Raw genomic sequence first — 15,071 nt, forward strand, 5'->3', positions numbered from 1 at the left:
GGTGGCCGTGGGAGTGCGGGCTTGTGCCGCAGTCGCCTCATCCGCCGGTTTCGGGTTCGCGGGCCGCGAAGGCGGCCGGGGTGAGACCGGTGTGGCCACGGAAGAAGCGGCCGAAGTTCGCGGGATCGGTGAACCCGAGATGGACGGCCACGGCCCGGGCGTCCCAACCGGCACCTCCCAGCAGGCGGCGGGCTTCGAGCAGCCGCCGCTCGTCGATGACCTCACGCGCTCCCTTGCCGGTGGCGTCCCGGGCCGCGCGGCTGAGGGTGCGAACCGAACAGCCGAGCAGCCCGGCATAGTCCGCAGCCCGGTGCAGTTCCCGGAAGTGCAGCTCCAGGGCTTCCACGAACCGTGCGTACGTGTCCCTGCCGCCCATGCCGCCCGCCGCCGCGCCGGTGGGGGTGACATCCGGGGAGCCGGCGAGGCGCAGCAGCAGCGATTCGAGCAGGCTGCGCCGCAGAGCGTGGTGGACATCGAGCCGGCGACGCCCCAGTGCACGGTGTTCGTCCAGGAGCTGGAGTGCCGTCTGCCGCAGCCAGGCCGCGTCATCGGGGTGCGGGCTCAGTACGGCAGGGGCCTCGTGCGCGGTGAGCGGGGCCAGCAGGCGGGCGGTCCCTGCCGTCAGCACATCCGGCTCGAACAGGATGAACAGGCCGCGGGCGGCGCCCGGCGGATGCCAGCACTGCGCCTGCCCGGGACGAACCCACAACCACTGGCCGCAGGCGACGGTCCGCGTGACGTGGTCGACATCGTGGAGCAGCTCGCCCTCGGTCACCAGGATCAGGTAGTGGAAGGTGGCGCGGCCCGGACGGGGTGGGTTCCACGGCCAGTCGTCGTGCTCGGCGAAGAAGTCCTCGACGGTGCTCACCTCAAGGCCGTATGGCGTACCGACCGGGGGCTGGAAACCGTACAGCGGAACCGCGGCCCGCACGGCCTGTCCACTGCGTCCGACTCCTGGAGAACTCCCAGGGTGTCGCTTGTCGACCATCACGTGTCCGCAGCCTACCGCCCGGTTTGCCCGCTTCGGGGAAAGGATGGGATGTGCCGCCGTGACCGTGCGGCTGCCGTCAGCGTCCTTCGCCGACGCACCTGCCCACCACCATCCCCGGAAAGGAAACGCTCGTGAACGGACCGACCCTGCAGACGTTCGCCGCCGAGTGCGCTGAGGAACTTCCCGGAGCCCAGCTGGAGCAACCCTTCGGTCCTGACTGGGAGGTCTTCAAGGTACGCGGCAAGGTGTTCATGCTGATGACCGAGGTCCCCGGACGTCCCGTCGTGATCCTCAAGGCGGACCCCGACGAGGCCCGCGCGCTGCGGGAACACAGCAGCCACATCACCCCCGGCTACCACATGAACAAGAAACACTGGATCACGCTGGAGGGCGGGACAGGGATGGACAAGAAGCTCGTCAAGGAACTCGTCACCGACTCCTACCTGCTCGTCGTCGCCCACCTGCCCAAGGCCCGGCAGCCCGTCGATCCGCACACCTACGGCACCGGCACGGGGGTGGCCCGGTGAGCGCGGCCGGTGACCACCTCCAGGACACCGCACGCAAGGCGGCCCACGCCCTCCCCGACGTCAGCCACGGCCGCCCCTTCTCCCCCGGACTCGACGTGTACAAGGTCGCGGACAAGGTGTTTCTGATCGTCACCGACGACCCGGACGAACAGATCATCACGGTCAAGTGCGAGCCCGAGCACGCGCGCGCACTGGAGCGCGGCTACGCCGCGATCACCCCGGGCCGGTATCTCGACAAGAGACACTGGGTCTCGCTCGGGCCCGGGCGCGGCATCACAAAGCGGCTGATCAACGATGTGGTCGAGCACTCCTACGACCTGGTCGTCGAAGGTCTGCCACAGAGCAAACGCCCGCCGCGCGCTCCGGGCCCGGACGCGACCGCCCGGTGAGCGTTGGCCGCGCTCCGCTTGGACACGGTGGCGGCGAGATCAGGGGACGGGAACGATGCACGCTTCCTGGGCGACGCTGTCCCTGCCGCAGGGGTGCAGGCGATACGGGGGGCCTTGGTGGGGAAGGTTTTGCTGCTGGTGTTGAAGTACATCTTGCCCGTCGGGATGTCGTGGCTGCGGCCCTTGACGACGTACTTGCCGGTGTCGCACTGTCCCGCGCCCAGCCATATGCGGGATTCGTAGTCGTTCTCCGTCCAGGCCGAGCGGCAGCGCGACGAGGCCGCGCGTCGTGTGCGAGCGGTGCGTCGGGGCCGAGCGGTGCGTCGGGGCCGAGCGGTGCCTAGGGGCCGATGTGGCCGGCGCGGCAACCGCGGGCGGTCCCGGGTCCCGCCTGGCGCCTCGGACAGGCCGGCCACCTGCTGTCCTCGGACGAGGGGGGGCTACCGGCCATGGCTCACTCCTTGTCGGCCCTCCGCCGGAGTATCGCCTGTCCCACCAAGGCCCCCAGCATCCCGCCGGCCCCGCCGGGGCTGAACGCGAAGGGCCGGCCGAGCAGCCACATCATGAGCACCCCAGCGACGAACCCCCCTGCGATCGCTATCGCCACGGCCCCGGTCCAGAACCTCCACGACATACCCCACATCCCCCGCATCCTCACAGCTCGCGTCCGGCGGTGGCGACGTGAGGTTGTCCAGACCGCCTCGACGCCGCCGGTCCGGCGGCCCGATTCGTCTGCCGCCCCGTGCTGATGGTCGTCCAAGCGATGGGCGGTATCGAACGTCAAGGTGTCGCCCTGCTGTCCGCCTCAGCCCTCTCTGGTACACCCGGCTCACCACCCTCCATCCGGTCGACGGCGTCCTGCGCACCTTCCGGCCGCCGCCCGCACCTCGTACGTGATCCCTGCGTCCAGCATGACCTGCTCAACATGCCTGCGTACCTGTGGAGACGGCCATCCTCAGCCGTCCATGCAGAACGCGCAGCACTCCGTCGAGAAGGTGGCCCGGTGAGGGGTGAAGGGGGAGGGAGACCGGGTGGCGGGTCAGGGAGGCGCCGCGGCGTTCCACGGTGTTCATCACCTGGTGCTGGAAGATCAGGCCGGGGCGGTACAGCAGTTGGTACTCCGGGGACTGCGGGGCGAGTGCCTCTTCTGCCGCTGCCAGGGCCTTGCGGGCCTTGCGGCAGGCATGGGCGAGCAGGTCCCGTACCCCGGGGGTGTCGCGGCCCGACTCCAGGTCGGCGCGGGTGACGTCGAAGCGGGCAAGGTCAGTCAGGGGCAGGGTGAGCTTCCCGCTGCGCAGGTCCTTGGCGAGGTCGGCGAGGTCGTCCGTGCGCTGGACGGCTTCGGCGTTCGCATGGTTCGCGGCGGCGGACGGCTGGGGTACCCCGGGCAGAACCGCCGGGTGGATGAGGCGATTGAGCGGCACGTTGATGCGCTCGATGTACTGGTAGTAGTCCTCTTCGGTCGGGTACTCGGTGTACGTCAACTGCTGGGCCTGGCCCGCCATGAGGATGTGCACGTCGGCGTGGGACAGCTCGCGCGCGACCACGGTGTGCAGGAAGGCGCGCAGGAACGGCTGCTCGGCCCGGCCGGTGACCAGCCCTTGCCGGACCTGTTCGTTCCAGGCATGCAGCGGTCCGGGGTGACGCCGGTTGACCGGTACATCGGCCAGGTTGTCGCCGTGGAGACCGAAGGCGATGACGGCGAACAGATACGGCTGCGACGCCGGGGGCACGAAGAACCGAGCAGGCATGTACCACAGGGGGTAGCGACGGAACGCCATACCGGCCGCCGCCGTGTAGTCGGCCCGGAGTCGGGCATGCCCCAGGCCGGCCGCATCCAGTGCATGACCCCAGGGGGTGAGCGCCCGCGACCGGGCGATCCGGGACAGCGGCTTCCAAGCTGAGGGCATGAGCGGGCTTCCTCCCAACGCCCGCGTGCTGCACACGCGGTGTGTATGCGGAACGGGTGGCGCACACACCACCCGGGTATGTCACTTTCCAGAATCAATTAGTCACCGTATGTATTCATTTGGAGGATGGATGCCCACACAGGTCCCTCGGCATGTGGCCTGCATCATGGGCGGCAACGGCCGCTGGGCCGGGCAGCGTGGACTCGCCGCCGCCCATGGCGATCTCGCTTCCGCGAGCGCCCTCAAGGCGATGTTCGAGACCACTGAGGAGGAGGGCGTCGAATGGCTGACGCTCCTCACTCCCGCCGAGCAGTCGGCGAGTGCGGAGGAGACAAGCTTCCTGTTGCCTTTTTTCGCGCAGCACGTCCTCGGCACAGCCCTGGAGCGCCTGCACAGCGAAGGCGTACGCGTGCGGATGCTGGGGGCCACCGGCCCTGGCATCTCCGAGGACGTCCGGCACCGGCTACGTGACGCGGAGGACCTGACCCGCGGCAACACCCGGCGGAACCTGACGATCGCCTTCGAGCACGGCGGCCGGAGGGACGTCCTGGACGCGGCACGCGAGTTGATCGCCCGCCGTGTCCCCGCCGACAAGGTGACGGCGGACACCCTCCCCCAGTACATGCAGTGCCCCGAACTACCCGACGTCGACCTCCTCATCCGTACTGGAGGCGAACACCGGATCTCGGGCTTCCTGCTGTGGCACTGCGCTGACGCCGAACTCGTCTTCCTCGACGTCCCCTGGCCGGACTTCCGCACCGACCATCTGCGGTACGCCCTGGACCTCTACCGGCGACGCCACCCCGACCAGGCCGCGGCCGACCCTGCCTCCGGCGAGACCTACCCCGCCCCCGCTCAGCGTCCCGGCTCGGGCCTCCCGGCCGACGCCGGCGTCCCTGCTGGCGATGGTCTGCTGACCAAGCTGCTCCGCCTCCCCGGCACCCTCGCCACCTACCTGGGCCTCGTCCTCCTCGACGGGCTCCAGGAAACACTCAGCTACGGCGACCCGCAGATGAACGGGCCGGACTCCGGCCTCAGCGACGGGCCGCCCAGCCCACCGGCGCCCTCCGGTTCCTGACAGCCGACCAGCGCCCGCCGCACCGCGTCCCCAGTACCGGCCCACTCGTGGACAAAGCCACCGCCCTGTCGTTACCCCGCAGGTCACGCTGCCTTCCGTCCTGGCGTTCAACGCTTTCAACAGGTCGTACACCGAGTCCGTGAATCGCGGTGTTTCAGCCGGGAAGCACGGCGAGGAGCCCGGGCCGTCGCCTCCCCCAGAGGCCAAGCAGTTCGACGTTCCCGTCATACCGGGCCGAGGTGTGGTGATGTTGCGGAAGGATGAACTGCCGTCCCGGCACAGGGCTGTTGCGCCGGGGTGGTCGCCGCTGTATTACCGGGGCGACCCATTGGAGATCCTCTCGGGACACGGGAGGTATGTGCGGGACGCGCAGGGGCGCTCCTATCTGGACCTCTACGGGGGGATCGGCGCGAATCTGCTCGGGTACGACGTGCCCGAGGTGCGCCAGGCGCTGGAGCGTCAGCTGCGTACCGGTGTGGTGCACACTTCCACGTTCTATCTCAGTCGCTCTCACGTGGAGTTGGCCGAGCGCGTGGGGCGGTTGTCCGGCGTTCCCGACCCCGTGGTGTTCTTCACCTGCTCGGGCACTGAGGCAGTGGAGACAGCGTTGTTGCTGGCCACCGAGTATCGCCGCAGCCGTCAGGTGGTCGCGCTGCACCACGGCTACCACGGGCGCTCCTTCGGTGCCCTGGCAGTGACCGGTGACCGCCGGTGGCAGGGTATGGCGCTGTCCCCACTGAATGTTGCTCATGTCCCGGCGGGACGCGCGGACCCTCAAGGAGCTGCACAGGAGGATACGGCGGCCTACGTGCGGCGGTGTGCTGCTGAACTGGAGGGGCTGCTCGATGGGGTTCTGCCGCCGGTGGCGGCGCTGTTGGCCGAGCCGGTGCAGGGGGTGGCCGGTGCGGTTCCGCTGGAGCCCGGACAGCTGGCTGCCTACGGGCGGGCGGCGCGCGAGCGCGGAGTACTGCTGATCGTCGATGAGATGCAGACCGGTTGGGGTCGCACCGGACGTTACTGGGGCCACCAGTGGGCCGAGGCACAGCCCGATCTGCTGGTGTTCGGTAAGGGCGTCGGCAACGGGCTGGCGCTGGGCGGCGTAGTGGGACGTCGCGAGGTGATGTCCTGCCTGCCCATGCCCAGCGTCTCCACCTTCGGCGGCAACCCGCTGGCCACCACGGCTGCCGCGGCCACCCTCGACGTACTCGAAGAGCGCGATCTTCCCCGCTACGCACATCGGATCGGCGGACTGCTGCGCAGCCGGCTGGACGGGCGGCTGCGTGAGACGGCTTCCGCACGGTCTGTGCAGGGGTGGGGCCTGCTGTTGGGACTGGCGTTCGTGGATCCGGACACCGGCGCCCCGAGTCCCGCTCGCGCCGCAGCCGTGCAAGAGGAATGCCGGGCGAGAGGCGTACTGGTCGGGCTGGGCGGCACTGCCGGCAACCGGCTGCGGCTGATGCCGCCCCTGACCCTCACGGAAGAAGAAGCGCGACACGGCGCAGATGTCATCGCCGCCGCCGCGCAAGAGACCGACGGGTGCGGGAGGAGCACTTGAGATGCGGACACAGGATGCGGACAAGCTGGCCGCGCTGCGGCCCTTCCCCCTGACCTCAGTACAGCGCGCTTACCTGCTGGGGCGGGATGAGGAGCAGCCTCTGGGCGGCATGGGCTGCCATATGTCCTTCGGATTCGACGCCGCCACCGCGCCGGATCCGGGCCGGCTCCGACACGCTTACCAGCGGCTGCAAGAGCGCCACCCCATGCTGCGTGCCGTCTTCCCCGACCAGGAGCACGGCCTGGTACGCCCGCAGCCTGTAGGCCAGTTGACGGTGCACGACCTCACCGGTGCATCGCCGCAGGAGCGTACTTCGGCCCTGCTCCGCGTGCGCGAGCAGTTCGCGCAGCGCACATGCGACCCGGCGCGCGGCCCGATGATGGAGCTGCACCTGTCGCTGCTGCCGGACGGTGGCGCCCGGCTGTATGCCGACATCGATCTGCTGGCGGCCGATCCGCCCAGCATCCGCACCGTTTTGAACGACCTCGCCCAGCTCTACGCTGGCGAAACCGGTGAGCTGCCGCCGCTGGGCTACGACTTCCCCCGGCACCAAAGCGAGTACGGCCGGTGGGGCATCGGAGCGCGCTCGCGGTCCGAGGAGCTGAACGCCGACGAGCTGGCGCACGTGGAACTCAGTGCACCTCGCCTCCCCCTGACTCAGGACCCGGAGTCGGCGTCAGGCGGCCGGTTTCACCGCCGCACCCTCTCGATACCGCAGCAGGGGTGGCGGCGGATTCAGGAGAAGGCCGCGCGAGCGGGTGTGCGTCCCCGGGCAGTCCTGTATGCCGCCTACATCCATACCCTGCAGCGTTGGAGCGAGGGCGACCACTTCTTACTCAACGTGCCGCTCTTCGACCGCCCCCGGGCCCACCCGGACATCGATGCCACCGTCGGGGACTTCAGCCGCCTGTGTGCCTCGCCAGTCACCGACACGGGCGCCAGTACCCTCCTGGAACTGGCCCGCAGCGCCCACGCGGACGACCATGCCCTGCGTTCCGGCGGCCAGGCGGCCACATGGGAATCCGTAGCTGTTGCCGCGCGCCGGCGCGGGCAGGTGCCGCCCCTGTTGGGAGCCGTCTACACCGAGCTGGACGAGCCGTGGGCGGGGGAGGAATTCACCCGCCGCTTCGGGGCCCTGTCCTGGGCGCTCACCCAGACGCCTCAGGTATGGCTGGACTGCCTGGTCCACCCCACGGGCGAGGGCATGTGCATGGCCTGGGACGCGGTGGACGATCTCTTCCCGCCCGGTGTCCTGGACGGCATGGCGGAGCACTGCACCACCGTGCTCACCGCCTTCGCCGACCGCGACTGGCACGCCTCCGTGCCCACCGGCCTGCCCAGCGTGCAGGCCGATGTCCGTCGGCAGGCGAACGCCACCGAGGCGCCGGAAAGCGGACGGCTGCTGCACGAGCGGTTCTTCGACCTGGCGGCCACCGCCCCCACGCCGGTCGCGCTGCGCTGCGGGGGCGAGGCGGTCAGCCGGGGTCAACTCGCTGAACGGGCCCTGCGGGTGGCCGCGCTGTTGCAGGAGCACGGCGTGGCGGCGGAGGAGCCTGTCGGTGTCTGCCTGGGGGCGGGTACCGAGCAAGTCGCCGCCGTGCTGGGCGTGTTGGCGGCCGGCGCCTGCTACGTTCCCGTCGGCCCTGACCAGCCCGCACAGCGCCGCGACCGCATTCTTGGGACAGCCGGAGCGCGGATCGTCCTCACCGGTCCGCCGGACGGCGCCGACCACGAGGAAGGCGGCGACCACGAGGAAGGCGGCGATGCCCGTCCGGCGTACCTGCCGGTGGCCGAGGCAGCCTCTCGTCCGCCGCTGGGGCGGCCGGTCGAGGTGGACCCCGCAGCACTCGCCTACACCATCTTCACCTCCGGCTCGACCGGCTCCCCCAAGGGCGTCGAGATCGAGCACCGCTCGGCCGTCAACACGCTCGAAGACCTCAACCAGCGCGGCGACATCGGCCCGCAGGACGCGTGCCTACTCGTCTCCGCGCTCGACTTCGATCTGTCGGTGTACGAAATCTTCGGCCCGCTCATGGCCGGAGGGTGCGTGGTGGTGCCCAGCGGCGAGGAGCAGCGGGACCCGGAGGCGTGGCTGCGTCTGATCGGCGAGCACCGCGTCACCGTGTGGGACTCGGTCCCCGTGCTCTTGGAGACGCTGATCGCGGCCGGGGAGACGGCCCACGAGACAGCCCAGGAGACAGGCGAGGTCGCGGGAGCGCTGCGCGGCCTGCGGGTGGCGCTGACCGGAGGCGACTGGATCGGCATCGACCTGCCGCAGCGGCTGCGCCAACTGGCGCCCGGCTGCCGCTTCTTCGCCTGCGGCGGCGCCACCGAAGGCGCGGTCTACTCCAACCTCTTCGAGGTCGAGGAGGTCTCCCCGCAGTGGACATCGCTGCCCTACGGGTATCCGCTGCGCAACCAGCGTTACCGGGTGGTCGATGGGCAGGGCCGGGACTGCCCCGACTGGGTGCCCGGCGAGCTGTGGATCGGCGGGCGCGGTGTGGCCCGCGGCTACCGAGGCGACCCGGAGCGCACCGCCGGGAGCTTCCCCGCAGCCGAGGACGGAACACGCTGGTACCGCACCGGCGACATGGGTCGCTACCGCGACGACGGTGTCCTGGAGTTCCTGGGCCGCGTGGATCACCAGATCAAACTCCACGGCTACCGCATCGAACTCGGCGAGGTGGAGGCCGCCGTCGCCGCCCACCCCGACGTCTCACGCGCCGTTGCCGTCGTGACCGGGCCGGAGGCGCAGCGGCGGATCGTCTCCTTCGTACAGCCCGCCACCGACACCGTGGACCTCCCCGCCGTACGGCACCAGGCGCGGGACTGGCTACCTGACTACGCGCAGCCCGACGACTACCTGATCCTGCCCGAGCTGCCGCTGAACGACAACGGCAAGATCGACCGCAAGGAACTGGCCACCTGGGCCACGCCGCACACCGAGCCAGTGGACCAAGAGCCGCCGCAGACAGCAACGGAAGAGACACTGGCCCATGAGTGGTCAGCGCTGCTGGAGACCTCCGTTACCTCCCGGCACCACAACTTCTTCGAGCTGGGCGGCAACAGCCTCTCTGCCATGCACCTCGCCACCGCCATCCAGCGCCGCTTCCACACTCGGGTGCCGCTGCGGCGGCTGCAGGCGGCGGCCACCCTCACCGGCATGGCCCGCGCTGTGGACGACGCGTGCGCAGACGGGCATCGCGCCGGCCCGAACGGCAGCGAGGCGAGGACATGAACCCCACCCAGCTGCCCGGGCCCGCCGGCGAATGGCTGCGCCCCCTGCACACCCCCGCCGGCGCCCCACTCCGCCTGATCTGTTTCCCCCACGCCGGCGGTGGCGCCAGCCTCTTCCGCGCCTGGGTGCCCTCCATGCCCGACGACTGCGCGCTGTGGGCGGTGCAGTACCCCGGTCGTGAGGACCGCATCACCGAGCGGCACTGCGACTCGGTTCCGCAGCTCGCCCGCCGCATCGCCTACGCGCTGCAGTGGGCCATGGACACCCCCTACGCGCTCTTCGGACACAGCATGGGCGCCATCGTCGCCTACGAAACCGCACGTGAAGTGGACAAACTCGGCCTCACCAGCCCCCTGCGGCTCATCGCCTCCGGCAGTCCGCCGCCCGACCAGGCCGCCGCGGCCTGCCGTGCGGAGCGCGACGCAGCATCGCCACCACCCGCGTCGGCGCAGGAGGCGGAGCGGCCCGTCACAGCGACAGCCCTGGAGACCGACACCGATCTCCTCGCCCGTTACGGCCCGGATCCCGGCGCCGTGCCGACCGAGGTGCCCCTCACCGTGCTGCGCCACGACGACGACCCGGACCTCGACACCGGGACGGCTCGCGGCTGGGCCGCGGTGACCAAAGCGAGCTGCCGCCTGCGCACCCTCCCCGGCGACCACTTCACCTGCGTCACCGACCCCGAAAGGACCATTGAGGAGACCATGTCGGCCCTCACAACGGCGCACCTTTCCGACACAAGGAGGACAGCATGAACGCCACCCCCGGCCTCACCAACGGCACCACCGAACTGCTCCTCAAACGCGAGGCGTTGTTCCACCGTCTGACCGACCCCGAGGCCATCCCACGGTTCTTCGACAGCGTCGCTGAGAACGTCAGCTGGACCCTGCACGGCAAACACCCCCTGGCCGGCGAATACACCTCCAAGCAGGCGTTCCTCGACCAGGTCATCCACCGCCTCGGCCCGATGATGCGCAACGGCCTTCGCTTCCAGATCAACCGTCTGCACATCGGCGACCCCGTCACCGTCGCCGAGATGGAAAGCACCTCCATCGGCCACGACGGCGCGCCATACGACCAGGTCTATGCCTGGATATGCACCTTCGATGAGCGCGACACCATCATCAACGTCCACGCCTACGTCGACTCCGTAGCCGTCATCGAATTCCTCCGCCGCAACGAAGGGTGACAGGAGCCCGGTTCGGGCCGGCCGATGTCCCACCGGCCGGCCCGAACGGCACGAGGCCGGGGCCCAACACAGCCGATCGCCGCCGCTGACACAGGGCCGGGTGAGTATGCGCGAGCCAAGACGGCGCTGGTGCAGGAACTCACCGACGATGCTTGCGATCAACTGGGGCTGCTATCGGCGCCCGTGCGGAGAAATCAGTGGGCCTTGCCCAACCTGGCTGAATGCAGGGCGAATTAGAGGGTGCCGCGTACGGGAAAGCCCCGCCAGCTTGTAGTTGCGGGCGGCGAGGGAGAAAGCCGCAGTGGGCTCCACGGATACGCAGAGGTTCAGGTGGATTCCGGTGGATCAGCTCTCGTGCGGTGCGGGCGACATGGGAGGGGCGGGCGCTTCGATCGAGAGCGGCGCGTCCGGTCCGGGGAGGAAGTACACGGCGTAGAGGACCAGCGGGCTGTTACACAGGTTGTCCCCGATGTGGGCATGTTCCGGGCCGCTGTTCTCCACGAAACACCATTCCTCGGCGTAGGTCTCGGTCGACCAGTCGGTAAAGGTGCGGGTCAGCGTGCCGGCGCGCACGACTGCGAGGAGCGGACCCGGGTGGTAGTGCCATCCGGTGGTACCGCCCGGCGGCAGAGTGATTTCGCGCATCGTGACGTGCGTGGCATGCCGGCCCAGGTACGGGAGCGAGCACGCCAGCACTCCAGTGGCGAGCCCGTCGTTGTGCGCGGGAGGCGCATCGTCGGGGGGCCAGGGCGCGGGCGAGTCCCCGGGGAGAGCCAGAGTGGCGAGGATGTCCATCGGGGTGGTCACGAGGTTCCTCCCCTCAGGCGTCATCGCCGAAGTCCGGAGGCAAGTTACGGGCAACCAGAAGATCGTCGTTGGACATCCCCGCCGGCACCATGGGCCAGACCATGGCTTCTTTGGAGACCATGAACTCGACCAGCACGGGCCTGTCCTCGACCTTCGCCGCCTCTTGGATCACCCTGTCGACATCCTCGGCCCGCTCACAGGTGAAGGCCGCACAACCGTAGGCACGGGCAAGTGCGGCGATGTCAGGGCTGGTGTCCAGGGATGCCGCGCTCAGGTCGGTGTGCGCGTACTCACGGTCGTAAAAGAGGTCCTGCCACTGGCGCACCATGCCCAGGGTGCCGTTGTTGATGACCGCCACCTTGATCGGGAGACCGCTGTGCACGCAGGCGGCGAGTTCTTGGTTGGTCATCTGGAACGAGCCGTCGCCATCTATCGCCCACACACGGGCATCGGGCAGCGCCGCCTTGACCCCCATGGCAGCCGGTAGGGCGTAGCCCATCGTCCCAGCGCCACCGGAGTTGACGAAGGAGCGCGGCCTTTCGAACGGGATGAGCTGCGCGGCCCACATCTGATGCTGTCCTACCCCGGCGGTGTAAACGGTCCCCGGACCAGACGTCAGCGCGCCCAGACGTTCGGTGACGTAGTGGGGAGAGAGCGCCCCGGGGGTGGGTGAGTAGCCGAGGGGAAAGCGCTGCCGCAACTCCTCCAGCCTGCTGAGCCACGGGCCGTGCCCGGCCCCGTCTTCGGCCGTACGTCCGGATTGGCGCGCGCGGTCGGTGCGCAGTTGCGCCAGGAGGGCGCTGAGTGCGGGCGCACAGTCAGCGACGATCCCTACGTCGGGCCGACGCTTGCGACCGATCTCCCCGGCATCGATGTCGACGTGGATGACACGGGCGTCAGGCGCGAAGGAGTCCAGTTCACCCGTGACACGGTCATCGAACCGTGTCCCCAGCGCCAACAGCAGGTCGGCCTCCTGGAGGGCCGCGACGGCAGTCACGGAGCCATGCATGCCGGGCATGCCCATGTGCAGCGGATGTCCGCCGGGTCAGGGGTCGGACGCGGCTCGTGCGGAAGCCGCAGGTCCTGCGAGAGTTCCAGGTACGTGGCGCCCTGCAAGGCATCCTTCGTTATATCCACCAGAACCGGGCCCGGGCGCCCGCTGACCGCCGCGCGTAGCGCCCTCGCAACCGTGGGCCCGACGTCCTCGGCCTTGGACACCTGGGCGTTGAACTTGGTGACCGGAGCCGTGATGGAGCAGATGTCGCTCTCCTGGAACGCGTCACTGCCGAGTAACCCGCTGGGGACCTGCCCGGTGATCGCCAGGGTCGGGACGGAGTCCATGCGCGAGTCCATCAGCGCGGTGACCAGATTCGTGGCACCGGGCCCTGAGGTCGCCACACACACCCCCACCCGCCCTGACGCCTGCGCGTAACCGGACGCGGCGTGCCCGGCACCCTGTTCGTGGCGGGTGAGGATGTGCTGTATCCCGAGGGCCTCGCTCATGCGCTGGTACAGCGGCAGGATCGCCCCGCCGGGGATACCGAACAGCGCCTTCACACCGTGTTGCTGGAACGCATTGATCACCGACTGGTGCATGAGGGTTTCGAGCGCGGCATCGAGCGTCGAGGCGGTGTTGCAGGCGGTCCGGCGCAATTCTGTAACGGATGGGGAGAAGGTTGAGTACGAGTGCGGTTGAGCCGTGTGCGATACAGAGGGATCTCGCCTCTGAGCTTCTAAAGACGAACGGTGAGAACGGATTGCGTGGGGCGCGTTCACGCCATCCCCTTTACGACGGGAATTCCCGCACCTGAGCGACCTCCTCGAAGGCCACTTCCGCAACGTCCGCCAGCGGGCCCTCACGGTCGCCCGAGTTCCACGGCCGGGCCTGTGGCCTCCTGGCCGCTGTGAGGTGCATATCCGGTCATGACCGCTTTCGGCATGACCGGTTCCGTCGTGGCCACTCCACTTCCCGACGGGCTACGTTCCCTTCACCCACCGCACCACAGCAGGGTGAACGCCCCTCACACGCCGCCCACCGGGCAGATGCCCGACACGTCTTCGGAGGCCCCCGTGCGTCACCTCACCCGTGCCTTGGCCACCGCTGCTGTCACGGCGTTCATGGGAGGCGTGCTGGTCGTGCCGGCTGCCGCGTCCAGCCCGGCCGCACCGCCGGCGCCCACCGGCTGCACGACCTGGACGGAGAACGACTACGAATCCGGCATCTGGGTCGGCGCGGGCCAGTGCGACACGGGCAAGTACGTCGTCGAGGTCCGTTGCCGCAACATCCTGACCGGCACGATCTACTTCAGCACCGGGAGCAGGACGTTCCCGACCAAGGCCCCTCGCATCGCCTACACCCCCTGTGACAGGGACAGCGTCGCCCAGGAGGCATGGATCGTTCCGGTCTCCTGACCACACACCGCCTCCGGCCAGAAGGGACGGCGCGCGGAACCCACCGGCACGGCAGCGGTTTCCATGCCTGGCGGCCTGACGCTCCGGCCGCCGGGTTCCATTCCGAGTCTGGCGTGGGAGGAGTTCGGCACAGTGCATTCGCTGGGGTGTTCATGAGCGCACACCCAGGAGCCGCCACCAAGGGCCGTGGCTGTTGACGCACTCGACTGTCCAACGCGGCCATCTCCAGTCGTGCGCGCTGCCGCATGGGCACCTGGCGATCACGTGGTACCCATCGGGGCCCTTGATCCACGTGCGGGTCGAACTGTGTTCTCGCATTGCTCAAGTGGCCTGCTCCTCCGGCCCGTTGGTGCGCAGGATCTGCTGTGGAACTCGTTCGACTGTCCCTGGTCCATTCGTATGGGTTGTTTAAGTGTTCATGTCTGGTGCGTGGTGAGGTGCCTGCCGAACTGTGGGTGTGGCGGGGCCGCGTTCGGCCGGGTGGTGCCGCTGTCTTTTTGAATTTCGGCCGGAGGGGAGGTGATTGCTGTGGAGGACTCACGTGAGGTGTACGAGGTGCCGACGGTGACGGATGCGGGGGACTTCTCCGAGGTCACGCAGGGCGACCTCGCCGGCTGGACCTTCGATGGCGGGCACGCGCCGTTCGTCTACATGTTCAAGGGCCCCGAAGGTTAAGGGGCGGTCGGCGGGGCGGTGTTTGCCGCCCCGCCGGTCTTGTGCCCTACCGGGGGCACGTTTCGCGCAACACCCAGCGCGCTTACCGCTCCCCCAGCGCGCCCCGACCGCCCCGACCGCCTCGCCCCGCCCGGCACCCCGTTCCCCGTCGCCGAACTCGGCACCGAGGCCGCCGTCGAACGGCTCACCTCATGGTTCGGTGAGCGGTGGAATCCCCGGGCCGCCGTTACCTTCCACCGGCGCCTGGACGCTCTGGGTTCAGCCACCTCCTTCTGGATCGGCCAAGGCCGGCTCACCACC

At 69.5% G+C, this 15,071-nt stretch carries 13 protein-coding genes and 1 pseudogene; 9 read left to right on the top strand and 5 right to left on the bottom strand.

The window, feature by feature from the left end; genetic code table 11:
* Positions 1 to 37: 37 nt before the first annotated feature.
* A complete protein-coding gene (locus NMN56_RS20055; protein ID WP_430542647.1) occupies positions 38 to 991 on the bottom strand; it encodes a helix-turn-helix domain-containing protein in 954 nt (317 codons plus the stop codon).
* 131 nt (positions 992 to 1,122) lie between these two features.
* Here NMN56_RS20055 and NMN56_RS20060 point away from each other — a divergent pair, with 131 nt between their 5' ends.
* Together NMN56_RS20060 and NMN56_RS20065 are read left to right on the top strand one after the other, a co-directional pair.
* On the top strand, positions 1,123 to 1,518 hold the full coding sequence (locus NMN56_RS20060) for an MmcQ/YjbR family DNA-binding protein (protein ID WP_274045900.1): 396 nt from the start codon (positions 1,123 to 1,125) through the stop codon (positions 1,516 to 1,518).
* A complete protein-coding gene (locus NMN56_RS20065; RefSeq protein WP_274045899.1) occupies positions 1,515 to 1,907 on the top strand; it encodes an MmcQ/YjbR family DNA-binding protein in 393 nt (130 codons plus the stop codon). The genes NMN56_RS20060 and NMN56_RS20065 overlap by 4 nt, the downstream gene beginning before the upstream one ends.
* Positions 1,908 to 2,361: 454 nt before the next feature.
* Here the strand turns inward: NMN56_RS20065 and NMN56_RS20070 are convergent, their stop codons facing one another.
* The gene (locus NMN56_RS20070; protein WP_274045898.1) at positions 2,362 to 2,667 is read right to left on the bottom strand and encodes a hypothetical protein; all 306 of its coding nucleotides are present in this window, start codon (positions 2,665 to 2,667) and stop codon (positions 2,362 to 2,364) included.
* Positions 2,668 to 2,827: 160 nt separating this feature from the next.
* A complete protein-coding gene (locus NMN56_RS20075; RefSeq protein ID WP_274045897.1) occupies positions 2,828 to 3,817 on the bottom strand; it encodes a squalene/phytoene synthase family protein in 990 nt (329 codons plus the stop codon).
* Between the two features lie 130 nt (positions 3,818 to 3,947).
* Between NMN56_RS20075 and uppS the strand changes: the two genes are divergently transcribed.
* The 5 genes from uppS (at position 3,948) to NMN56_RS20100 (ending at position 10,877) form a co-directional block, all read left to right on the top strand.
* The gene (gene uppS / locus NMN56_RS20080; protein WP_274045896.1) at positions 3,948 to 4,895 is read left to right on the top strand and encodes a polyprenyl diphosphate synthase; all 948 of its coding nucleotides are present in this window, start codon (positions 3,948 to 3,950) and stop codon (positions 4,893 to 4,895) included.
* Between the two features lie 247 nt (positions 4,896 to 5,142).
* Complete coding sequence (locus NMN56_RS20085; protein WP_274045895.1) at positions 5,143 to 6,450, top strand: aspartate aminotransferase family protein; 1,308 nt, start codon at positions 5,143 to 5,145, stop codon at positions 6,448 to 6,450.
* Between the two features lies 1 nt (position 6,451).
* Positions 6,452 to 9,688, top strand: a complete 3,237-nt coding sequence (locus NMN56_RS20090) for a non-ribosomal peptide synthetase (protein ID WP_274045894.1) — start codon at positions 6,452 to 6,454, stop codon at positions 9,686 to 9,688.
* Positions 9,685 to 10,443: a thioesterase II family protein gene (locus NMN56_RS20095; RefSeq protein WP_274045893.1), complete on the top strand. Its 759-nt coding sequence runs from the start codon at positions 9,685 to 9,687 to the stop codon at positions 10,441 to 10,443. The genes NMN56_RS20090 and NMN56_RS20095 overlap by 4 nt, the downstream gene beginning before the upstream one ends.
* Positions 10,440 to 10,877, top strand: a complete 438-nt coding sequence (locus NMN56_RS20100) for a nuclear transport factor 2 family protein (RefSeq protein WP_274045892.1) — start codon at positions 10,440 to 10,442, stop codon at positions 10,875 to 10,877. Before NMN56_RS20095 ends, NMN56_RS20100 begins: the two co-directional genes overlap by 4 nt.
* Positions 10,878 to 11,222: 345 nt before the next feature.
* Here NMN56_RS20100 and NMN56_RS20105 read toward each other — a convergent pair whose 3' ends face one another.
* Positions 11,223 to 11,684 carry a cupin domain-containing protein gene (locus tag NMN56_RS20105; RefSeq protein ID WP_274045891.1) on the bottom strand — a complete coding sequence of 154 codons (462 nt, stop codon included), beginning with the start codon at positions 11,682 to 11,684 and terminating at the stop codon, positions 11,223 to 11,225.
* A 13-nt stretch (positions 11,685 to 11,697) separates the two neighbouring features.
* Positions 11,698 to 13,280, bottom strand: a pseudogene (locus NMN56_RS43270) (thiamine pyrophosphate-dependent enzyme).
* Positions 13,281 to 13,754: 474 nt separating this feature from the next.
* Between NMN56_RS43270 and NMN56_RS20120 the strand changes: the two are divergent.
* Both NMN56_RS20120 and NMN56_RS20125 read left to right on the top strand, forming a co-directional pair.
* Entirely contained in the window at positions 13,755 to 14,096 is a 342-nt protein-coding gene (locus NMN56_RS20120; RefSeq protein ID WP_280842876.1) for a hypothetical protein, read from the top strand.
* A gap of 528 nt (positions 14,097 to 14,624) precedes the next feature.
* A complete protein-coding gene (locus tag NMN56_RS20125; protein WP_274045887.1) occupies positions 14,625 to 14,771 on the top strand; it encodes a lasso RiPP family leader peptide-containing protein in 147 nt (48 codons plus the stop codon).
* Positions 14,772 to 15,071: the final 300 nt, after the last annotated feature.

The sequence above is a fragment of the Streptomyces iconiensis genome, assembly GCF_028657195.3.
In the GTDB taxonomy this organism is placed as follows: Bacteria; Actinomycetota; Actinomycetes; order Streptomycetales; family Streptomycetaceae; genus Streptomyces; species Streptomyces iconiensis.